Origin of the sequence: Halostella sp. PRR32, assembly GCF_034808085.1 — an archaeon.
Lineage (GTDB): Archaea > Halobacteriota > Halobacteria > Halobacteriales > Natronoarchaeaceae > Halostella > Halostella pelagica.
This window is the reverse complement of the sequence record NZ_JAXHGL010000003.1, coordinates 651,440-671,966: the sequence shown is the minus strand read 5'-3', so window position 1 is coordinate 671,966 and position 20,527 is coordinate 651,440. Positions and strand designations below refer to the sequence as shown.

General features: G+C 65.6%; 18 protein-coding genes. 6 read left to right on the top strand and 12 right to left on the bottom strand.

All coding sequences use genetic code 11. The features are described 5' to 3' along the window. Window positions 1-210 precede the first annotated feature (210 nt). Window positions 211-738, top strand: coding sequence for an inosine/xanthosine triphosphatase (gene yjjX, locus SM753_RS13245; protein ID WP_323191953.1), 528 nt, complete (start codon window positions 211-213; stop codon window positions 736-738). Between the two features lie 70 nt (window positions 739-808). Here the strand turns inward: yjjX and SM753_RS13240 are convergent, their stop codons facing one another. After that, complete coding sequence (locus SM753_RS13240; protein ID WP_323191952.1) at window positions 809-2,623, bottom strand: flippase-like domain-containing protein; 1,815 nt, start codon at window positions 2,621-2,623, stop codon at window positions 809-811. A gap of 290 nt (window positions 2,624-2,913) precedes the next feature. Between SM753_RS13240 and SM753_RS13235 the strand changes: the two genes are divergently transcribed. After that, window positions 2,914-3,153: a hypothetical protein gene (locus SM753_RS13235; protein WP_135533408.1), complete on the top strand. Its 240-nt coding sequence runs from the start codon at window positions 2,914-2,916 to the stop codon at window positions 3,151-3,153. A 495-nt stretch (window positions 3,154-3,648) separates the two neighbouring features. On the opposite strand, the gene SM753_RS13230 is transcribed toward SM753_RS13235, so the two are convergent. The 5 genes from SM753_RS13230 to pyk form a co-directional block, all read right to left on the bottom strand. Further along, the gene (locus SM753_RS13230; RefSeq protein ID WP_323191951.1) at window positions 3,649-4,263 is read right to left on the bottom strand and encodes a MarR family transcriptional regulator; all 615 of its coding nucleotides are present in this window, start codon (window positions 4,261-4,263) and stop codon (window positions 3,649-3,651) included. A gap of 38 nt (window positions 4,264-4,301) precedes the next feature. After that, a complete protein-coding gene (locus SM753_RS13225) occupies window positions 4,302-5,456 on the bottom strand; it encodes an SPFH domain-containing protein (RefSeq protein WP_323191950.1) in 1,155 nt (384 codons plus the stop codon). A 63-nt stretch (window positions 5,457-5,519) separates the two neighbouring features. Beyond that, window positions 5,520-6,200: an NfeD family protein gene (locus tag SM753_RS13220; RefSeq protein ID WP_323191949.1), complete on the bottom strand. Its 681-nt coding sequence runs from the start codon at window positions 6,198-6,200 to the stop codon at window positions 5,520-5,522. 78 nt (window positions 6,201-6,278) lie between these two features. Beyond that, window positions 6,279-6,608: a hypothetical protein gene (locus SM753_RS13215; protein ID WP_323191948.1), complete on the bottom strand. Its 330-nt coding sequence runs from the start codon at window positions 6,606-6,608 to the stop codon at window positions 6,279-6,281. 50 nt (window positions 6,609-6,658) lie between these two features. Further along, entirely contained in the window at window positions 6,659-8,413 is a 1,755-nt protein-coding gene (gene pyk, locus SM753_RS13210; RefSeq protein WP_323191947.1) for a pyruvate kinase, read from the bottom strand. Window positions 8,414-8,504: 91 nt separating this feature from the next. Between pyk and SM753_RS13205 the strand changes: the two genes are divergently transcribed. From SM753_RS13205 to SM753_RS13195, 3 genes are all read left to right on the top strand, one after another. Next, window positions 8,505-8,795: a GYD domain-containing protein gene (locus tag SM753_RS13205; protein ID WP_323191946.1), complete on the top strand. Its 291-nt coding sequence runs from the start codon at window positions 8,505-8,507 to the stop codon at window positions 8,793-8,795. 184 nt (window positions 8,796-8,979) lie between these two features. Next, window positions 8,980-9,753: an ABC transporter ATP-binding protein gene (locus SM753_RS13200; protein ID WP_323191945.1), complete on the top strand. Its 774-nt coding sequence runs from the start codon at window positions 8,980-8,982 to the stop codon at window positions 9,751-9,753. After that, on the top strand, window positions 9,750-11,444 hold the full coding sequence (locus tag SM753_RS13195) for a hypothetical protein (RefSeq protein WP_323191944.1): 1,695 nt from the start codon (window positions 9,750-9,752) through the stop codon (window positions 11,442-11,444). The genes SM753_RS13200 and SM753_RS13195 overlap by 4 nt, the downstream gene beginning before the upstream one ends. A gap of 42 nt (window positions 11,445-11,486) precedes the next feature. Here SM753_RS13195 and metG read toward each other — a convergent pair whose 3' ends face one another. The 5 genes from metG to ppsA all read right to left on the bottom strand — a co-directional run bounded on the left by metG (window position 11,487) and on the right by ppsA (window position 18,779). Next, window positions 11,487-13,565 carry a methionine--tRNA ligase gene (gene metG, locus SM753_RS13190; protein ID WP_323191943.1) on the bottom strand — a complete coding sequence of 693 codons (2,079 nt, stop codon included), beginning with the start codon at window positions 13,563-13,565 and terminating at the stop codon, window positions 11,487-11,489. Window positions 13,566-13,883: 318 nt separating this feature from the next. Beyond that, entirely contained in the window at window positions 13,884-14,423 is a 540-nt protein-coding gene (locus SM753_RS13185; RefSeq protein WP_323192084.1) for a VTT domain-containing protein, read from the bottom strand. 94 nt (window positions 14,424-14,517) lie between these two features. Then, complete coding sequence (mfnA, locus tag SM753_RS13180) at window positions 14,518-15,588, bottom strand: tyrosine decarboxylase MfnA (RefSeq protein WP_323191942.1); 1,071 nt, start codon at window positions 15,586-15,588, stop codon at window positions 14,518-14,520. Window positions 15,589-15,613: 25 nt separating this feature from the next. Beyond that, window positions 15,614-16,372, bottom strand: coding sequence for a hypothetical protein (locus tag SM753_RS13175; protein WP_323191941.1), 759 nt, complete (start codon window positions 16,370-16,372; stop codon window positions 15,614-15,616). 67 nt (window positions 16,373-16,439) lie between these two features. Further along, on the bottom strand, window positions 16,440-18,779 hold the full coding sequence (ppsA, locus tag SM753_RS13170) for a phosphoenolpyruvate synthase (protein WP_323191940.1): 2,340 nt from the start codon (window positions 18,777-18,779) through the stop codon (window positions 16,440-16,442). A gap of 220 nt (window positions 18,780-18,999) precedes the next feature. Between ppsA and SM753_RS13165 the strand changes: the two genes are divergently transcribed. Continuing rightward, window positions 19,000-19,872, top strand: coding sequence for a zinc ribbon domain-containing protein (locus tag SM753_RS13165; RefSeq protein ID WP_323191939.1), 873 nt, complete (start codon window positions 19,000-19,002; stop codon window positions 19,870-19,872). Window positions 19,873-19,895: 23 nt separating this feature from the next. On the opposite strand, the gene SM753_RS13160 is transcribed toward SM753_RS13165, so the two are convergent. Next, window positions 19,896-20,450, bottom strand: coding sequence for a GNAT family protein (locus SM753_RS13160; protein WP_323191938.1), 555 nt, complete (start codon window positions 20,448-20,450; stop codon window positions 19,896-19,898). Window positions 20,451-20,527 lie beyond the last annotated feature (77 nt).

Below are 20,527 nucleotides of genomic sequence, written 5' to 3'. Positions count from 1 at the left end.
AACGTTTCGGTATTTCGAAGAAGTTACCGGTGAAACGGCTATCCGTAGCGGTTTGAGCGGTAATAAAGGAAAGATTCAAACAGGATGATCGACCCCACAAACGGAGCGGTACTCGGCGTTAGTCGAGTGTCGCTGTCGGACGGCCCTGTTTCCGCCGTTTCGGGGACAACCCCACGACATTCTTCACCGACGAGATCCCGTCAGTACAGTATGCGCGTCAGCCTGGGAAGCGAGAACCCGGTGAAAGTCAAAGCGACCGAAGCGGCGTTTGCAGGCCTCGGCAACGTCGATATCGTTCCGGTCCCAGTCGAATCGGGTGTGAGCGAACAACCGCGCGGACACGGTGAGACAGTCGACGGTGCGAAAAACCGCGCCCGACGAGCGCTCCGTTCCGGTGAGTACGACCTCGGCGTCGGCATTGAAGGCGGCGTCGCGACTATCGATGGCGGTAACGACCTCTTTCTCGTCATGTGGGCGGCCGTCACCGACGGCGTCCGGACGGGCCGCGGCGGGGGGCCGAGCCTCCGTCTACCCGACGACGTGGCAGAGCGCGTGCGCGCCGGCGAGGAACTCGGGCCCGTGATGGACGACCTGCTCGACGCCGAGAACGTCGCGGAGCGCCAGGGCGCAGCGGGTGCGCTGACGAACGGTATTATCGACAGGGAGTCAGCGCTGACCCACGCCGTCGCCGGGGCGCTGGGGCCGTTCGTCACGGACAAGTACGATAGTGATTACTGAAACGGTTTACACGCAGATCGCATCGCAGTCGTGTGATCTGGTGTACATTGACTTTCAGTGATTGCTATCGTCATTCGGTGTCGGCTGTGGGGCTCTCGCGGGCCTCGGCGCTCTCTTCGACGGCCGTCGTCAGCGACACGTTGAGCGCGATCATCGACGCGAGGCCGCCGACCACGGTGACGGCGTTTTTCACCGCGTGGTCGACGATGGCCGCGCCGACGGCGACGGACCAGCCTATCGGCGTCAGACCGACGACCAGCACGGTGAACGCCCCTTCGTACAGCCCGACGCCTCCCGGCGAGAGCGGCAACACCTTGGCGAGGTTGCCCACGCTGACGGCGAAGAATCCGACGGCGACGAGCGTCGGAAGCGCGAGCGAGACGCCGTCGAACGCCGCCAGCACGACAATAGCCGTCACTACGTCAAGCCCCCAGATGAGGAGGCTGGTTATGCCTACCCGAGCGAAGGAGCGACTGTCGCTCGCGACCGTCTGAACGTCGCCGGCGAACTGCTCTATCACGCCCGATACGTACCGCGCATAGCTGTCCGAACTGAGGCGAGAGACGCCTTCGCGGACGAGGTTCCGGTCCGAGCGCGCGGTGGCGACGATGAGCGCAACGGCGGCGATTGCGGCTCCGCCGACCCCGGCCGCCACGGCGACTGCGAGCCGCCCGCTTTCGCTGTCGGTGCCGAGGACGGCCGACTGGAGTGTGCCCGCCTCACCGGTCACGACGAGACCGATCAGAACGCTGCCCGCGAGCGCCGTGATGGTGAGGAGGTCGAACACGCGCTCGACGGCCAACGACGCGAACCCTGTCGGGTACGGGATCGACCGCCGGGCCTTCACGACGTACGCCCGGACAGCGTCGCCCGCTCGGGCGGGGAACACGAGGTTCCCGGTCTGACTGATGAATATGGCCCCCGTCAGGAAGCCTATCCGTTCCGTATACCCCAGTTCCGTAAGGATATCGCGGTAGCGCGCCCCGCGGAGCGGCCACGAGAGCAGGTAGATCACCGCGGACAGAGCGACCAGCCCGCGGTCGGCGGCAGCCACGTGAGAAAGCACCGTCGACGGGTCGAGATACTGGGTCATCAGGGCTATCGCCACGACCGTCAGCAGCGTCCCAGTGACGACGGTTACGCGGCGGTCGATCCGGGGGCTGACGGCGACTTGCCACCAGGTTCGAAGGATCTGGCTCCCCATCCCGAACACGTCCCGGACGAGGTCGACTTTCGTGTCGCCTTTCGGCGTCCACTCGACGGGGAACTCCTTGATGCGGTAGCCCGCCCGCTGGGCGCGGACGAGTACCTCGGTGTCCCAGAACCAGTGGTCGTCCTCCACGTCGTCGAGAAGCGCAAACAGCGCGTCCCGGTCGAACGCCTTGAACCCGCACTGATGGTCCCGCAGCGACGACGACAGAAAGCGGCGAACGAGGAAGTTGAACCCCTTGCTCGGTACGCCCCGTTTCGCCGGACGGTCGGCCTCCCGACCGTCGATCCACCGCGACCCCGTCGCCACGTCGTACTCGCCCGATCGGACGCTCTCGACGAGTTCTTCGAGGTGGCGCATGTCCGTCGCCAGGTCTGTGTCGAAATAGACCAGCGTCTCCCCCTCGGCGGCCTCGAACGCGCGTTCGAGCGCACCGCCGCGTCCGAGTCGCTCGTCGCTGTGGAAATGCCGAACGCGCTCGTCGTCGGCCGCGAGTTCGTCCGCGATCTCGGGGGTGCGGTCGTCACAGCCGTCCTCCGCGACGATCACCTCGAACCCGTCCCGCGGGAGAAAGCCGGCGAGCGCGGCCACGGTCGTCTCGACCGTGGAACGGATCGTCGCCTCCTCGTTGTACGCGGGGAGGACGACGCTGACTTCGACCGCCCGTCGATTCATTGTCGCCAGTCGCGGGCGTGCGACCAAGAACTTTCTGGATTCGGAGACGCAACGGGGCCGTGATCGCACTCTCTGCACCCGGTTCGAATCCGGATCGTGTCGCCGCTGTTTCGGGAACTCCTCCTCTGCTTTCGGTTCGACTGCGCCGGTAAGCCCCGGTTTCCTTCCCGTACCAACCGGTCGTCGTTCTCGGTTCGGACGCCGATTACGGATGTTGATAATCGCAAGACTGCGGCGGATTAACCTCGTGTACCAAACCCACTAAGGGTGCAACTACCATCGGAGTAAGTATGAGCACAACCGCCTCCACGACCGCCGACCTGAACGACAAGCAGTCGCGCATCCTCCAGTATCTCCGCGAGAAAGCCGAGACGAAGACCTACTTCAAATCGCGACTCATCGGCGACGAACTCGACATGACCGCGAAGGAAGTCGGCACCAACATGACCGCCATCCAGAACGGAACGTGCGACGTGGACGTCGAGAAGTGGGGATACTCCTCCAGTACGACCTGGAAAGTCAGCGTCTAATAGGAACTGTCGTGATTCAGTTCGGTCTCTTCGACGGGGGTCGGCGAATACCGATACACAGTTACGACAAACCCTCCGAACTAACGGTCGGTCACCGCAGGTCCCGCCACGACCGCTCGGCGGTCCACCCCAGAACGGTCTCCGCTTTTTCCGCGCTGATCAGGCTCTCGTGTCCTGACAGCGACGCTCGTCGTTCCATCTGAGTACAGTCGTTCGGCGATGTCCGCACTCGGTAGCGTGGCCGTCGTGTCGCCGGTGATCGCCCAGAATCGCTCGTTGCTGTCGAAGCCGAGTTCGACGGCGCACCGAACGATCCGGACGGCGTCGTTCAGCGGGGATACACGCCGGCGGTCTCCTCGCCGCGTTCCCCCGGTTCAGGTTGACTGTCCGGTAGCTGTCGGAGAGATGTGCGAGGACGGCCGGCCCGAGTTCCCAGTTTCCGCCGGTACGGCAACGGTGTCCTTCGCCAACGGTGTGCCGTCGAGCGGGAAAATTTCAGGGGTCGAACCGGATCAGGTCGTCCGCCGTCGCCGCGAAGGCAACCGCGTCCGCGTCGAACGAGTCGGCGTACCGGACGAGAAGCGTCAGCACCGTCTCGGGCTCCTCGACGGCGTACCCGTCCTCGCGTGATAGCAGTCCCGCAGTCTCCAGTTCGCCCGCGTACTTGCTGACTGTCGGACGTGAAACGTCCAGTGCGTTCGCCAGATCGGACCCGGTGGCATCAGGAGTTCGGAGGAGTTCGAGCAACATTCCGCGGGCCGTATCCCGTCGGAGGTAGCCCAGCGCCACCTGTTCGAACTCCGAAAACCGGCCGGCGGGGAAAAACCGCCGATAGTCGCCGTCTTTCCGGCTCTCGACGGCTCCGTTCGATTCCAGTTCCCGGAGGTGGTGCTGGGTTTCGCCTGTGCCTAGCTGGAGGTCGTCACGGACCTTGGAGAAGTGTGCGCCCGGCGTCGTCGTGAGATAGCCGGCGATAGCGTCGCGGGCGTCGTTCCGGTCCCCGTCGTCAGCGTCGTCTCGGAACCGCGTCAGCGGACTCGCCGCTCCGAACGCGGCGAACCGCCGAAGCGTGGCACGCTTGCTCTCGTCGACGTCGCGGGAACCGGGCATTCACTCGCTCTTGCACCGTGGGGCGTATAATGTCTTCGCTAGTCGTCAGTCGACTCGCCCTCGGTTCGTTCCTCGCCCTCGAAGTCCTTGTCCATCTCCTCTATGACCTTGTTGGGGTCGCGGATATCGGCCGGGTCCTGACCCTCCTTGATGGCCTGGGCCTCCTGTTCCATCGCTTCGACGTCCATCTCTGCCTCCTCGTCGATCTGGCCGAGGATCTTGTCGATATCGTCCAGACCGAGCATCTGCCGGGTTTCCTCGTCGAAGTCGAGGCTGTTGAGAACGTCGCCGTTCCCCTTCACGTCGCTGCCGGTTAGGTGCTTGCCGTACCGACCGACCAACGAGGTGAGTTCCTGCGGCATGACGAACGTGGTGGACTCGCCGTGTCCGATGGATTCGAGCGTCTCCATTCCTTTGTCGATGACGGCGCGTTCGCCCATCGACTCCGCCGACTTGGCGCGAAGGACGGTCGACACAGCATCACCCTGCGCTTCGAGGATCTGGCTCTGCTTTTCACCCTGCGCGCGGATGATGTTGGACTGCTTCTCGCCTTCCGCCTCTTCGACGGCGCTCCGTCGTTCACCCTGCGCTTCGAGGATCATGGCGCGGCGGCGGCGCTCCGCGGACGTCTGTTGCTCCATCGCCTGCTGAACGTCTTTCGAGGGGTTGACCTCGCGGACCTCCACACTCTCGACGCGGATCCCCCACTCGTCCGTGGGCTCGTCGAGTTCCGTGCGGATCTTCGAGTTGATCTGCTGGCGCTTGTTCAGCGTGTCGTCGAGTTCCATGTCGCCCAGGACGGCACGAAGCGTCGTCTGGGCGAGGTTGGAGACGGCGCGCTTGTAATCTTCGACTTCGAGAAAGGCTTTCTTCGCGTCCATCACCTTGATGTACACGACGGCGTCGGCCGTGACGGGGGAGTTGTCACGCGTGATCGCTTCCTGTCGAGGGACGTCGAGTGTCTGTGTCCGCATGTCGAAGCGGTGCGTGTTGCTGACGAACGGCGGAACGATGTTGATACCGGGTTCGAGCAGCTTCCGGTACTCGCCGAACACCGTCAACGCTCGCTTCTCGGTCGCGTCGACGATCTCGACCATGCTGTATACGGTGACGATCGCTAGCACCAGAAACAGCAGGGCGACGAGCGTCAGACTGGGCGCGAGCCCCGATTGCAGGACTGTCAGTGACGACATATTGTTACCTTAGGACAGGGACGTAAAAAGCGTTCCCGTGTTGAAAGGCGTTGACCGCTGACGTTAGCCCGTACTCTCTCGCTCGGCGTCCGTTTCGATGGAGTCCGTGTCTGAGCCGTCAAGATCGGTATCGTCGTCCGCAGGTGCGTCGTCGCCGATCGCCCCGTCACCGGCGTCACCGCTCGTCGACGCGTCGTCGGGCGAGTCGCTCTCGCCGGCGCGTTCGCGGGCGAGTTCACGGTCTATGTTGTCCCGTTGGTCAGTTTCGACCGACTGGACGGTGACGACGTTCCCGCCACCGGGGTCGACGACGATGACCTCCTCGCCCTCGTCGATGTCGCCGTCCAGGCTTCGAGCCCGGTAGTAGGGGTTGAACCCGGCGTTTTTGAGTTTTACCTCGCCACCCGTTTCGGTCACTCGCTCGGTGACACGGCCGGTCTTGCCGGCGAGGTCGTCAGAGTCGCTGGTCTGGCCGGCCCCTTTGCCGCCGTAGAAGTCGAACTCGCGGTAGACGAACAGCGAGACCGCCCCGATAGCGAACACGAGACCGGCGAGAACGAGCGGCGACGCCAGACTGCCGAGCGCGAGACCGAGGAGTCCAGCCAGGAGCAGGGCGACACCGAGAACGATGAAATGCGCGCCCGGAGCGAACGCCTCCATGATGACGAGTATAAATCCTGCGACGGTCAACAGGAGGGGGAGACTGCCCTCACCGCCCAGGACCTGCAGTAGAGTCGGGGCCATGTCAGACTGTTAGAACCCCTGTTGATTAACAGTTTTGCAGGACATCCCAGGATCGAAGCGCCGAGCGCTCCGATCGGGTCAGACGGCGAAAACCATCGCTACGCGGACGATGATCCCGATCGTAACGAGAGCGCCGAGGAGGACGAAAAGGGAGTTCTCGAGCGTCGGCGACCCCGGTTCTATCGACTCCCGGTCGTCGACGACGCCGTCCTCGTCGACCTCGTCGAGTCCGAACTTCCATCCGTCGGACTCCCCGTCGCGGTCAGTTCGTTCATCGTCGGTCGCGTCGCTCCGCTCGTCGGGCGTGGTGGGTTCGCTGTCTCCCGCTCCGTTCTCGCCGTCGGACGCGGGGCTTCTGTCGTCGAGTGCGGCGTCGTCACCGCCGTCGGCTCCCGGACCTGCGGTCATAGCTGGTCGTTCCCCCGCCGGAGTGAAAAGTCCGCGGGTCGACACCGCGGTCAGCGGATTCGGTCCGCCTCTGCCGACGCGACGTCACCCTCGTAGACGACGCCGCGCTCGGCGTCGAGCGTGACGACAGTTCCGTCGGGGACCTCGAGCGTCGCGTCGCTTATCATCGGGATCCCGAGTTCCCGCGCGACCATTGCCGGGTAGCCGGTCACGCCGGGCGAGGCATCCACCACGCCGCCCAACTTCGCGGTGTCTCCGGCGAACTCGCCGTCGAACGTCTCGTCGAGCGTCAGGATCGCTCCCTCCGGCACCGACGACAGGTCCCCGTCCGCGGTGCGTGCGACCGGGCCGATAACGCGGTCGCCGACCACGCTCCGGCCCGTCGCGAGCGTCTCGGCGGCGACGTGGACCTTGAGCATGTTCGTCGTGCTCGCGCCTTCGAGTTCAGTCATCATGCCCGAGAGCACGACGACCGTATCGCCGCTCTCGGCGACGCCGGCGTTCAGCGCCGCCTGCACCGCGTTCTCGATGACCGCGTCCGCCCCCTCGTCGGAGAGGGGCGCGTACTGGGCGTTGACGCCCCACGACAGCGCGAGTTGCCGTCGGACCCGGTCGTTCGGCGTCGACGCGACGACGGGGACGCCCGGGCGGAACTTCGCGGTTTTCAGCGCGGTGTATCCGGACTCGCTGGCCGCCACGATAGCGCTCGCGCCGATGTCTCGCGCGAGGTAGCGGGCCGACCGCGCGAGCGCGTCGGTGCGGGCGTCCGCGGCGGCCGGGACGCGCTGCTCGCGCAGTTCCTCGTACTCCGCGCTGCGTTCGACCTGCCGAACGATGCGGTCCATCGCCTCGACGACGCGAACGGGGTGGTCACCGATGGCGGTCTCTCCCGACAGCATCACGCCGTCGGTCCCGTCGATGACGGCGTTTGCCACGTCGGACGCCTCCGCGCGGGTCGGCCGACGGGCGTGGACCATCGAGTCGAGCATCTCCGTCGCGGTGATGACCGGCACGCCCGCGTCGCGACAGTTCCGGATGATGCGCTTTTGGATCATCGGCACGTCCTCCATCGGGCACTCAACGCCGAGGTCGCCGCGGGCGACCATTACGCCGTACGCGGCGTCGATTATCCCGTCGAGGTTCTCGACTGCACCCGCCCGCTCTATCTTGGCGATGATCGGGATGTCGGCGTTTAGCTCCTCCAGAACGCCGCCGACCTCGTACACGTCGTCCGCGTCGCGGACGAATGAGGCCGCGACGAAGTCGGCGTCACGCTCCGCGGCGAGTTCGAGGTCCCTGCGGTCTTTCTCCGTCACGACGTCGAGGTCGAGGTCGACGCCGGGGATGTTGACGCCCTTCCGACCGGCGAGGTCGCCGCCGTCGTCGACGCGGGCCACGACCGCGTCGCCCTCCACACGCTGGACAGTCGTCTGGATGCGGCCGTCGTCGAGCAGGATGCTGTCGCCGGGTTCGACGCCCTCGATGGGCAGCGAGAGGCCGACCTCCTCGGGCGTCGCGGTTTCGCCCTGAACGAACCGGATCTCGCTTCCCGAGTCGAGGTGAACGGTGTCGTCGATGGGCGCGGTCCGTATCTCAGGCCCCTGGAGGTCGACCATCACTGCGAGCGGGTTCTCCGTCTCGTCGTCGACTGACCGGACTCGGTCGACGAGGGCCGCGCGGTCCTCGTGCGAGCCGTGGCTCGCGTTGAGGCGGGCCACCGTCATACCGGCGTCCGCCAGATTCCGGATCGTCTCCCGCGAGTCCGACGCCGGCCCGAGGGTGCAAACGATCTTCGCGTTTCTCATGCGTTCCGGCTACGCCGTCTGCGTCAAAAAGGACGGCGTTCCGCGTGCCGTCGGGAGAACGGTTTTCCGCGTTGCCGTTGCAGTCCCGCTCATGCCAAAATACGCAGCGATGACGACGGTCACCGACCGCGATTTCCAGAACGTACAGGAACTCGCGACGCTGTGGGGGGAGATCGCTGCAGAGATAGAGACCAACCACGACGCCGAACTCAAAGAGTCCTACGCGACGCTCGGCGAGTACGATTTCATCGTCATATACGATGTAGAGGACCAGGACGACGCCTTCCAGGTCGCGCTGTCCATCGAACGCCACGGCCTCGACACCCAGACGATGGCGATAGAGGATACCGATAACTTCGCCGAACTCGTCGACGATATCTGACGCCGCGGCCTCCCGCAACCCCCGAAGGCAGTATCGAAGAGCGTTTTCTCCGGGCCGGTACGGAATGCATTTGTTGCCCCGTTGAATTTAATTCGACCATGGAACGGACCTCCAGAGATGACCGTTTACCGACGCACTTCGGTGCGTCGTGCGGTCCACAGCGTCTCCAGTCGGGTGATAACCGATGACCAACGCGGCCATCGTCGCCGACGGACTCACGAAACGGTACGGCGAGGAAGTGGCGGTCTCCGACTTGTCGCTGTCGATCCCGTCCGGGACGGTGTACGGCTTCCTCGGCCCGAACGGTGCGGGCAAGACCACGACGATGCGAATGCTAACAACGCTGGCGAAGCCGACGGCGGGCACCGCGACGGTGAGCGGCGCGTCACTCACTGACCGCGCGGGAATCACTGAGCGGATCGGCTTTTTGCCCGCGGATCCGCCGGTGTTCGACGAACTCACGGGGCGGGAACACCTCCGGTACGTCGCCCGCCTGCACGAACTCCCCGAGGCCGAGGCGACCGACCGCATCGAGCGGTTGCTCGACCGGTTCGACCTCGCGGCCGACGCCGACCGTCGAGTGTCATCGTACTCGACGGGGATGCGAAAGAAAGTCGGCGTCATCGGGACGATACTGCACGACCCGGATGTGGTCCTCCTCGACGAACCGACGAGCGGCCTCGATCCGCGCGCCGCTCGGACGATGCGGGACACCCTCGCCGAACTCGCCGAGAGGGACATGACGGTGTTCCTCTCGACGCATATCCTCCCCGTGGTGGACGAACTCGCCGACGAAGTCGGAGTCATCGACGACGGCGAACTCGTCGCCGAAGGGTCGCCCTCGGCGCTGAAACAGCGCGCGGAGTCCACCAACGAAGTGGACCTCGAAACGGCGTTTCTCGACCTCATTCGCGAGGACGTCGCCGCGGACGACGGCGAAAGAACGGTTAAACGATGAGTTCCGCGGGCGAAACCAAGTCGTCCCGAGACGGGGCGCTTCCGGCACTTGCCATCAGCGCCGTTATCGCCAAGACCGAACTCCGTCGGGCGGCCCGCAAGATACGCGACCAGGACGTCTGGCTCGCGCTCCTCGCGGTCGGCGTCCTGGGGTTCGTCGTCGTGTCTCCGCTCGCGTTCGACGCGGCTCGGGACGTTGGCGCGTCGCTCGCGGCGGGCGACGACGCCGCTCTGAGCCACGCACCCCTCGCCGCGGCCGCTACCTGGGTGTTCCTGGCGGCGTTCATGGTCGTCAGCGGCGTCGGCTCCTACGGCGAGGTAGACAACGCCGACGGAATGTTGACGATCCGGCCGCCCAAAGACGTCGCGGGCGGTCTCTTCCTGTCGAGTCTGGCCCAGTATATCCCCTGGATCGCCTACCCGGTCGCCGTCGTGTACGCCGGGCTGTCTGTCGGCGCGGGGACGCCGCTCCCGTTCGCCGGCGGCGTCGCGGCCGGTGCCGTCGTCCTGTTCTCGTCGTGCGCAGTGGGGTATCCGGTCGGGCTGTTCCTCAAAGGCGTCTTCCGGCGGTCCGAGACGCTCTCCCGGCTCAAGCCCGTCCTGGGCGTCGCCGCGGGCGCGATCTACTTCTGGCTCATGTTCAGCGGCGAGTTCGTCACCGTCGCCCAAACCATCGAACCGGCTGTCCTCGCCTCGCCGCTGGGATGGCTCGACGACCTCGCACTGCTCACCACGCCGGGAGCGTCGGCGTCGTCGCTTGCGGCCGTCGGCGCAGTGTCGCTGGCCGCCGTCCTGTTCCCCGTGGGCGTCCTCGCCACCGTGAGGGCCGCGCGGTACGCGTGGTACGTCGACCGCGCGGAAGACAACGGCGCGCAGGCGACAGAACCCGAAGATGCGGGGACCGCTCCGGCAGGACGCCTCGGACGGCTGCTATCGACCGTCTGTCGGCGGCAGGGCACCGCCGGGGTCGCCGCCGTGACGCTGGTGCGAGCCTACCGCGCGCCGATGCAGTCGCTGTTCGTCGCGGTGCCCCTGCTGTTCGCGTTTCCCCTGTTCGAGCAGTTGCTCACAAGCGGGTCGCTCCCCTGGTACGCGCCCTGGCTGGTGGTTTTCTACGGCGCGTGGGCGGCGGGTGCCGCGTCGCCGCTCAACGTGCTCGGCAATCAGGGCGCGACGCTACCGACGCTACTGACCGCACGGTCGGACGGCCGGACCGCGGTCCGCGGGACGGTCCTCGCCGCAGTACTGCTCGTCGCACCGCTGACGACGCTCGGGGCCGCCTGGACCGCGACCACCGCGGGGGTTCCCCGCGCGGAGGCGGTAGCCGTCACTGTCGCCGCTCCCGTCGGCGTCGTCGCTGGCTCCGTCCTGGCCGCGGGGTTCGGGGCGCTGTTTCCCCGGTTCGAATCGATCGATGTGACGGCTTCACGGTCGGCGGTCCTTCCGAGCAAGGCCGCGTTCGGCCTGTTCTCGTTGCTGCTGACCGTCGGTCAGGTCGGTGCCGTGTTCACCGCCTCGCTGACGGCCCGTCGAATCGGGAGCGTCCTCCTGTCCGAGCGGTTGCCGTTCGGTCTCACACCGTCCGCGTCGACGCTCGAATCGGTCGGCTGGTTCCTCGTCGTCCTCGTCCTCGCGGCGGTCCCCGTCGCGTACCTCGTCGCGGCGCGGCGGATCGATTCGTACAGACTGTAACGCGTTAGAAAAGGGATTTCAGCCGGCGTACTGCCGGATGCTCTACCGGATCTTCGTCCCCGGCTCGGCGTCCTCGTGGGTGGTGAGCAGGTCGGCCTGCTCGCCCGCCGCGAGCACCATGCCGTTGCTCTCGACGCCGAACAGTTCCGCCGCTTCCAGATTGACGAGGACGACCACGTCGGTCCCGGGCAGGTCGTCGACGTCGTGTAGTTGCTTGAGCCCGGCGACGATCTGGCGGGTCTCGGGGCCGACGTCGACTTCGAGGCGGACGAGGTCGTCCGCGCCCTCGATCCCCTCGGCGTCTTCGATGTGGCCGACGCGCATGTCGACCGATTTGAACTCGTCGAAGCTGATGCGGTCATCGGCGAGCGGTTCGAAGTCGGCGTCCGCGCTGTCCTCGTCTGACATCTCGTTTTCGCTTTCCTCGTCAACCCTTTCGTCGCTTTCGGTCGCCTCCTCGACGCGCGATTCGAGTTTCTCGTTGAGGTCCTCGACGCGGTCGTCTTCGATCTGGTCGAACAGTTCGTCGGGTTCGTCGAACGTTTCGGGAGGCGCTTCGAGCGTCGCCTCGACCGTGGCGTCGCCGACGCTGCCGCTCTCGCCGAGTTGCTCCCAGAGGCGCTGGGCCTTGCCCGGCGTGAACGGTTCCATCAGGACCGCGACGGCCTTGGCGATCTGGACGCAGTCGCGGATGACCTGCTCGGCCTCGTCCGGCGATTCGTCGACGAGCTTCCAGGGTTCGTTTCGCTGGATGTACTCGTTTCCGAACCGCGAGAGGTCGATGGCCGCCTCGCTCGCCTTCCGCGGCGAGTAGTCGTTGAGCGCCCCGCGGAACTCGTCGACGGCGTCCTCGATACGCTCGCGCACCTCGTCCGACACGTCGGCGTCCGGCGTCCCCTCGTAGTTCCGGTACGCAAACAGCATGCTCCGGTAGAGGAAGTTGCCGACGGTGCCGACGAGTTCGCCGTTTACGCGCTCCTGGAACTTCTCCCAGGAGAAGTCGACGTCCTGCTGGAACCCGCCGTTCGTGGCGAGATAGTACCGCAGGAGGTCCTCGTGGAACCCCTCGTCCAGGTATTCGCGGGCCCACACCGCGCGGTTGCGCGAGGTGGAAAAGCCCTGACCGTTGAGCGTCATGAACCCGCTCGCCATGACGGCGCGGGGCTCGTTGTAGTCGGCGACGCGGAGCATCGCCGGCCAGAAGATGGTGTGGTGCTGGATGATGTCCCGGCCGATGATGTGGACGATCTCTCCGTCGCCTTTCCACGGTTCCTCCCAGTCGTACTCCTCTTTCCCGACGCGCTCGGTGTACTGCTTCGTGGAGGCGACGTACTCGATTGGCGCGTCGACCCAGACGTACAGCACGAGGTCCTCCTCGCCCGGATAGTCGATCCCCCAGTCGAGGTCGCGGGAGATACACCAGTCCTGCAGGCCGGACTCGATCCACTCGCGGGGCTGGTTCTGGGCGTTCGAGGTCCCTCCGAGGCGGTCGAGGAACTCGGTCAGGTAGTCCGAGAGCTCCGAGACGCGGAAGAACTTGTGCGTCCGGTCGCGGTACTCCGCGGGATTGCCGGTGATAGTGCTGACCGGATCCTCGATCTCGCCGGGTTCGAGATGGCGACCGCACCCCTCGTCGCACTCGTCGCCGCGGGCCTGCTCGCCGCAGTAGGGACAGGTCCCTTCGACGTAGCGGTCGGGAAGCGGCTGGTCGTTCTCGGGGTCCCATGCCACTTTGATCTCCTTCTCGTACACGTACCCTTCCTCCTCCAACTTCTCGACGATTTCGAGTGTGAGTTCCGTGTTCGTCTCGTCGTGGGTGTGACCGTAGTTGTCGAAGTCGACGGCGAACTTCGGGAACGTCTCGCGGTACTGTTCGTGCCAGTCGAGGGCGAACTCCTCGGGGTCGACGCCCTCCTGTTCGGCCTGGACGACGATGGGAGTGCCGTGCATGTCGGAGCCGGAGACGAACGCCGTCTCCTGACCGATCGTCTCCAGCGCGCGCGAGAACACGTCGCCGCCGACGTACGTCCGCAGGTGTCCGATGTGCAGGTCGCCGTTCGCGTACGGCAGCCCGCACGTCACCACTGCAGGGTCGTCAGTAGGGAACTCATCGTGGCTCATACTATGCTCTCTCTGCGTTGCGGGTGTAAAACCCGCCGATTTCGGTCGTCCGCCTGACCCCAGTGAACGCGTCACTTTGCTATCGGCACCGGCTGGACGAACAGGCGCTTGCGCCGCGGAGCGACCGTTTACTGCCGTCTATCACTGTCTGTGTGTAGCCGGTGGGCCGGCCAGCGTACCCGTTCAACGACGCGCGGCCGACAGTGTCTGACCGGTCCGGTCGCGACACGCCACCCGACGGGGCCCGGCACGACGTGTGTATAGAACGAGCACCCGCCTGTAGTCGGAACCGGAAGACGCCACATCGTTGGCGGACGGTCACAGACCGAAAATGGAGACCGCGCTACCGGCTACCCCCATCGTGACGAGCAGGCGACCGACGCTCCCGGCGAACGTCGCTACCGCGAACCGGTAGTAGTCGCGCTCTAGCACCGCGAACGCGTAGATAGAGATAGTGTCCGGAAACCCCGGGACACAGAGCGCGAGCGCCAGCCCCGCGTACCCGTACTCTCGCGCCAGTTCGACGGCCCGTTTCTCCGAGTACTCGACTATCTCGAATCGGGACTGGCGGAGGTATCTGACGACCGGGCCGGCCTGCTTCGCTTCCTGGCCAAGATGGAACGCGAGGACGCTTCCGGCCGCTTTGCCGATGGCGCTGACGAGGATGACGAGCGAGAACTGGACGGAGGACGGGAGCGCGAACCCCATCCCGGCGTAGCCGGGGATGAGAACGACCTCACTCGGGAGCGGGAGGACGAACGCGATGAGAAACGAGTAGAGCAGGATCAACAATAGACCGCTCACTCCGGTCGCTGTCCTGACAGCTGTTTCGACGGCGCTGAAATCGGGACCGATCAGTTGAACTCTGACGGGTTCGAGGGCTGACGTGAGGAGGGCGTCGACCGCAGGGCCGGCGGGGAACGTCACGTACGTGAGATGTGAAGGGGACCCCCTAAGTATTGACGTTTCGTTGCTGACGAACCGCGTTCACGTCGTCGACGAACGCCTCGAGCATCTCCCGAGTGACGTGTGGCATGCAGACCACGCGGAGTTCGTCGTCGCCGGTCCGCGATAGCTTCCATCCGGCGTCCCGCAGCGCCTCGAACTCCGGCGTCGGCACGTCGGCCGACACCAGCGGTAGTTCCGGGTCGACGACGTCGTAGCCGCAGTCTTCGAGTGCGTCGGCTAACCACTCCGCGTTCGCCAGGGAGCGTTCGTACTGCTCGCGGTAACCGTCCGGCCACAGTTCCTCGATAGCCGCCGCCGCGCTGGCGACGCCCGCGCCGCTGCGCGTCCCCGTCAGCGTCGCCTGTTTGGTCGACTCCAGATACGGTGTATCGACGGCGAGCGCGTCGAGTAACGCATCATCGCGGGCGAGGAATCCGCCGGCCGGGATCGCCGCCTGGCCGAGTTTATGCGGATCGATAGTCATCGTGTCGACCGGGGCGTGCGAGAAGTTCCACTCGCGGTCGGTAAACGGAAGCGCGAACCCGCCCCACGCGGCGTCGACGTGTAACAGGGCGTCGACCTCGCCGGCGACCCGGCCCAGCGCCGGAATCGGGTCGACTCGGCCGTACTCCGTCGTGCCGGCGACCCCGACGACGAGCGCCGTCTCGTCATCGACCAGGTCACGGACGGCGGCTACGTCGGCGCGGTAGTCGTCGTCGAGCGGTGCCAGCCGCAGGTCCACGTCGAGGAGGCCAGCAGCTTTCTGAAAGCTGAAGTGAACGCTCTCGGGGGCGACGACGTTCGGCGCGCCGCCGGCGACGTTACGTGCAACCCTGAGCGCCTGAATGTTGGCCTCGGTGCCGCCGCTTGCGACGTAGCCAGCGGGGTCGTCAACACCGGTTATCGTCCCGAGCGCGTCGACTACTTGCTGTTCCAGTTCGGAAACCGTCTCGTACGTTCCGGGGTCGCCGGGGTTCGTCGCGAGGAAGCGCTCGGCTGCCTCGCGGGCGGCCGGATGCGGTTCCGTACACATCGAAGAGAGAACCCGGCCGAAGTCCTGCGGCTCGGCTCGCATGGGTACCGATACCCGCGACGGCCGTTTAGTGATTGCGTTCTCGCGCCTCGTCGACCCAGTCCGGTCGCGATACGTCGGCTGAGCCGTCGGTGTCGAGTTGGAGCGTGATGTCAAGCACCACGGGCGTCCCGCTCTGGGACCCCTCGATGTGGACTGTCAGTTCGTGGATCTGCCCCCTCTCGTCGACGACCGCCCTCGCCTCGTAGGTCTGGACGGTCTGGAAGTTAGTGCCGATCCCTCCCCCCGAGAACTCGTTTGCCTGCAGTGTAACGAACGTCCGGCCGTCGCGTCGGTCGACGGACGTGACATCGAACTCGCCCGCGGCGAGGTATTCGTAGAGCAGGCTGTACCCGGAGAGCTGTGACCGGAACCGCGACGCGTCCCGGCGGTCGTACTGGACCTCGTCGTCCTGTTCGGTACGGACGTACGCCGTCGACCCGTTCGCCCAGATCGTCTCGTTCACCGTCTCGGAACCGTGCGTTCTCGCTTCGACGAGAAACTCGCCGTCGTCGGCCATCGTGACAACGCGTTCGGAGCCGGTCGTAACGTTCCGGTTGTCCCGGATGAACGTCACCTCCTGGTTCACGGTGAGTTCGTACGACTCGTCGACCAGGCTTTCGTTGTGCGCCGACGACAGCGAACTCGCGTCTTCGAGACCAGACGGCGACACGCCCGGCGGGTGCGCCGACGCATCGTCGGGCCATGGTCCGTCGCCGAAGATACCGCCGCATCCCGCGAGAGCGACCAGCGCGACCACGAAAACGATAGCCCACGATCTCTCCATTACACGTTTCTCGCGCGCCGAGAGACAAAAAGAACTGGCTCCGAACGGGACGGCTCTCCGTCCGGCGCTATCTGACCGATTCCAGCATCAGTTTCTGCTCGACGCGTTTGACCTCGTGTTGCACGTCGCGAACCGCGTCGATGTTCGCCGAGATGGAACTGACGCCCTCGTTGACGAGGAACTGCACCATCTTCGGCTTGGATCCGGCCTGTCCGCAGATGCTCGTATCGACGTCGTACTCCCTGCAGGTCTCGATAGTCGTTCCGATGAGGTCGAGAACGGCGGGGTGAAGTTCGTCGAAGCGGTCCGCGACGTTCCCGTTGTTACGGTCGACCGCGAGGGTGTACTGCGTGAGGTCGTTCGTGCCGAAGCTAGCGAAGTCGATGCCCGCTTCGGCCATCTTCTCGACGCCGAGCGCCGACGCGGGCGTCTCGATCATCACGCCCCACGTTCGTTTCTCGGGGTCGATCCCGACGTCTTCCATGAGCTTCTTCGTCCGAAGCACGTCCTCGGCGTCGTTGACCAGCGGGAACATCATCTCGACGTTGTCGTACCCCATCTCGTACAGTCGCCGGAACGCTTCGAGTTCGAGTTTGAACAGTTCCGGCGTATCGAGGCTGCGGCGGATACCGCGGTAGCCGAGCATCGGGTTGTGTTCCTCTGGTTCGTCCTCGCCGCCTTCGAGTTCGCGGAACTCGTCGGTCGGCGCGTCGAGCGACCGGGTCCGGACCGGGCGCGGGTAGAACTCCTCGGCTACGCGCTGGACGCCGTCGACTATCTCGTCGACGTAGGCGCGCTCGCTGTTTTCCTCGATGTATTTGGTGGGCGTCTGTCCGAGCGAGAGGATCATGTGCTCGATCCGAAGCAGGCCGACGCCGTCCGCGCCGGTGGCCGCCGCGCGTTCGGCCGCCTCGGGGATGGAGACGTTTACCTTGACCTCCGTCGCGGTCATGGGCTTCACCGGCGTCTCCGGGCGTGCGTCCTCGATCGGTTCCCGCTGTTTTTCCTGCTGCTCGTGGCCCTCCCTGACGGCCCCTTTGTCGCCGTCCAGCGTGACGAACTGGCCGTCGGAAAGCACCGTCGTGGCGTTGCTGGCTCCCACGACGGCGGGGACGCCGAGTTCCCGTGAAACGATGGCGGCGTGGCTGGTCATCCCGCCCTCGTCCGTGACGATGCCGGACGCCCGCTTCATCGCCGGCACCATGTCGGGCGTCGTCATCTCGGTGACGATGATGTCGCCGTCGCCCACCTTGTCGAGTTCGTCCAGTTTACCGACGATACGCACCGCACCGCTCGCCGCGCCGGGACTGGACCCGAGACCGCTGACGAGTACGTCGTCGCGAGCGTCGGACCCGTTACTCGCGCTTTTGACGGCCCCGCTCCCGTCCGTGGACGCCTCGGCCTTGGCGTCGGTCCCGATGTCGCCGTCGATACGGGACTCCTCGGCCTCGCCGATGTCGCCGTCGTCGATAGTCGTTATCGGCCGCGACTGGAGCATGTACACGTCACCCTCGTAAATGGCCCACTCGACGTCCTGCGGCGTGCCGTAGTGGTCCTCGACCCGTTCGCCCATCTGCCGGAGGCTGTCGAGTTCCTCGTCCGAGAGGACGCGCTGTTCGCGTTTCTCGTCGGGGACGGGCCGCTCGACCGTTTCGCCGGTCTCCTCGTCCCGGACGTGCATCACTTTCTTCTCCGCGACGGTGATCTCCTCGGTGCTCCCGCTCTCGCGGTCGATGACGTAGTTATCCGGCGACACCGACCCGGAGACGACCGCCTCACCCAGACCCCACGCGGACTCGATGATCATTCGAGGGTCGCCCGTCGACGGGTGGCTGGTGAACATGACCCCGCTTTTCTCGGCGTCGACCATCTGCTGGATGACCACGGCGATGTTGACGGCGCTGTGGTCGAACCCTTGGTTCTGCCGATAGTAGATCGCACGCTGGGTAAAAAGCGACGCCCAGCACTCGCGCACGCGGTCGAGCAGGTCCTCCGCGGTGATGTTGAGGTACGTCTCCTGTTGGCCCGCGAAACTCGCGTCCGGAAGGTCCTCCGCGGTGGCCGAGGAGCGCACCGCGACGAACGCGTTCCCGTCACCCAGATCCGCGTACGCGCCGAGTACCTCCTCCCGGAGGAACTCGGGGAACTCCGCGCCAAGGATCAGTTCCTGTGCGCGGTCCGCGGCCTCGGACAGTGCGGCGGAATCCTCCACGTCGACGTCGACCACCTCGAACAGTTCTTCGTCGATACCTGCCTCCTCGATGAACGTCCTGTAAGTTCCAGCAGTGACGACGAATCCGGGCGGCACCGGCAGCCCGGCACCCGTAAGTTCGCCGAGTGAGGCTCCCTTCCCGCCAACGGCGTCGATGTCTTCGGCCCCGGTCTCCTCCAGTGACAATACTGGCATACTGTGTCCGAAAACACCACGACGCCAGTAAAGTACTTTGCGAACGGTGGGGAATAGTTCCAACTCGAAAGCGAGTACGTTCTTCGATGTCAGAGTTCCTACTCAGTATCGAGTACGTCTTCCGCACCGCGGATCCGCGTTGTCGTCCGGTCTACCGTGTCTCCCGGCAGTATCTATCCCGACAAAGACGTTTTAACGGACGAGTACTGTCATATGTGATATGGATACGAAAGTGGCAGTGAGATGGGCGGCGTACTACCGCCTCCTCGCGTCGGGGTCGTTCGTCGTCGGTATGGCGATCGCCATCGCCGGGATATCGGCAGGCCTCGGTGAGTCCCTCGATATCCTCTTCAACGAGTTGGGGAACACGGGAGCGGTCGACGAGGCTCGGGCGGCGGCCAACGTACCGCTCGCCGCCGTCTCGGCGGTCGTCGGCGTTCTCGTCTGGCAGATCGGCAAGTCCGCCGCGTTCTACTGGACGATGTCAAGCGTCATCGACGAGGAGACGAGCGTCGTCGACCAGACGGTGATCCGAGAGGAGATCCGGGCCGCCGTCGACGACGGAGTTCACGGCGACACCGCCGCTGCGGAACCGAACGGCCGGCGCGATCCGTCCGGTCCGGTCGGACCGGACGCCGGTGTGAGCGGGTCGTCCAGGCCGGGGGTTACTGTGAGCGAGACGACCGGAACGGGAGCTACTGTGAGCGGGTCGTCCGGTCCGGGAGCTACCGTGGGTGAAACGACCGGACCATCCGCCGGTGTAAACGAGGAGATGGACGAGTCGAACGTCGCCGACGAACCCGACGGGGGGTCGCCGACCACCGGAACGCGAACGGGGACGCCGGCCGCCCACGGAGACGACGAGACAGTTCGAACCGGGACGGCGTCGGCAGATGCCGGTGCGGACGCCGAAGCCGGTTCGGCGGACAACGGCGCTGCCGGCGATGCTGGCGCGGCGACAGCCGACGACGAAACCGCGACCAGCGCCGGCGACACCGGCGACGCGGCAGCGGACGGTGTCGCCTGCGGCGACTGCGGGCACCGAAACAAGGAGTCGGTGTCGTTCTGTATGAACTGCGGAGCCGAACTGTAGCAGTCTCGGCCGATACGAGTCTGTTATTTTCGTTCACGCCACTCCTGACGGAGTAGCCCGTACTGTACCAGGTCGACGTATTCCCCGTCGACGAACCGGTCCTTGCGGATGCAGCCTTCCTCAGTGAACCCGAGTGACTCCAGCAGACCGCGGGACGCGTCGTTGAAGTCGTACGCCCCCGCACCCACGGCGGGGTGGTCGTACGTCCGGAAGACGTAGTCGATCGCGAGCGAGACTGCCTCCGCGCCGTAGCCCTCGCCGTGGGCTTCCGGAGCGAGCCAGTAGCCCAGTTCCGGACGCCGGTAATCGACGTCTCCGACGTACATTGCGCCGATCCGTTGCACGTCGTCCTCGTCCGGCTGTCCGGGGCCGGCATCGTCCCCGTCGAGACAGACGAGGAAGCTGTCGCTACCGTCGTCTTGGTCCGATACTTCGGTCTGCTCTTGGTTCCTGACCGGGTTGCCGGTCGGATACCGGATCTCGGGGTTCGCGAAGGCCCGCTGGTGGAACGGGATGTCCTCTCGTTCGATCGTCCGGAGCGTGACCCGCTCACCGCTCGTAACGCGTGCTCCAGGCATACGCACGGCGACGCCCGGGAACATAATACGCTTTCCGTGTCGGCCGCGGCCGGTCGGGGTACACAGATATCGCCGTC

Coding starts and splice junctions, on each gene's coding strand:
- yjjX (WP_323191953.1), top strand. CDS start 211: ATGCGCGTCAGCCTGGGAAGCGAGAACCCGGTGAAAGTCAAAGCGACC.
- SM753_RS13240 (WP_323191952.1), bottom strand. CDS start 2,623: ATGAATCGACGGGCGGTCGAAGTCAGCGTCGTCCTCCCCGCGTACAAC.
- SM753_RS13235 (WP_135533408.1), top strand. CDS start 2,914: ATGAGCACAACCGCCTCCACGACCGCCGACCTGAACGACAAGCAGTCG.
- SM753_RS13230 (WP_323191951.1), bottom strand. CDS start 4,263: ATGCCCGGTTCCCGCGACGTCGACGAGAGCAAGCGTGCCACGCTTCGG.
- SM753_RS13225 (WP_323191950.1), bottom strand. CDS start 5,456: ATGTCGTCACTGACAGTCCTGCAATCGGGGCTCGCGCCCAGTCTGACG.
- SM753_RS13220 (WP_323191949.1), bottom strand. CDS start 6,200: ATGGCCCCGACTCTACTGCAGGTCCTGGGCGGTGAGGGCAGTCTCCCC.
- SM753_RS13215 (WP_323191948.1), bottom strand. CDS start 6,608: ATGACCGCAGGTCCGGGAGCCGACGGCGGTGACGACGCCGCACTCGAC.
- pyk (WP_323191947.1), bottom strand. CDS start 8,413: ATGAGAAACGCGAAGATCGTTTGCACCCTCGGGCCGGCGTCGGACTCG.
- SM753_RS13205 (WP_323191946.1), top strand. CDS start 8,505: ATGCCAAAATACGCAGCGATGACGACGGTCACCGACCGCGATTTCCAG.
- SM753_RS13200 (WP_323191945.1), top strand. CDS start 8,980: ATGACCAACGCGGCCATCGTCGCCGACGGACTCACGAAACGGTACGGC.
- SM753_RS13195 (WP_323191944.1), top strand. CDS start 9,750: ATGAGTTCCGCGGGCGAAACCAAGTCGTCCCGAGACGGGGCGCTTCCG.
- metG (WP_323191943.1), bottom strand. CDS start 13,565: ATGAGCCACGATGAGTTCCCTACTGACGACCCTGCAGTGGTGACGTGC.
- mfnA (WP_323191942.1), bottom strand. CDS start 15,588: ATGCGAGCCGAGCCGCAGGACTTCGGCCGGGTTCTCTCTTCGATGTGT.
- SM753_RS13175 (WP_323191941.1), bottom strand. CDS start 16,372: ATGGAGAGATCGTGGGCTATCGTTTTCGTGGTCGCGCTGGTCGCTCTC.
- ppsA (WP_323191940.1), bottom strand. CDS start 18,779: ATGCCAGTATTGTCACTGGAGGAGACCGGGGCCGAAGACATCGACGCC.
- SM753_RS13165 (WP_323191939.1), top strand. CDS start 19,000: ATGGATACGAAAGTGGCAGTGAGATGGGCGGCGTACTACCGCCTCCTC.
- SM753_RS13160 (WP_323191938.1), bottom strand. CDS start 20,450: ATGCCTGGAGCACGCGTTACGAGCGGTGAGCGGGTCACGCTCCGGACG.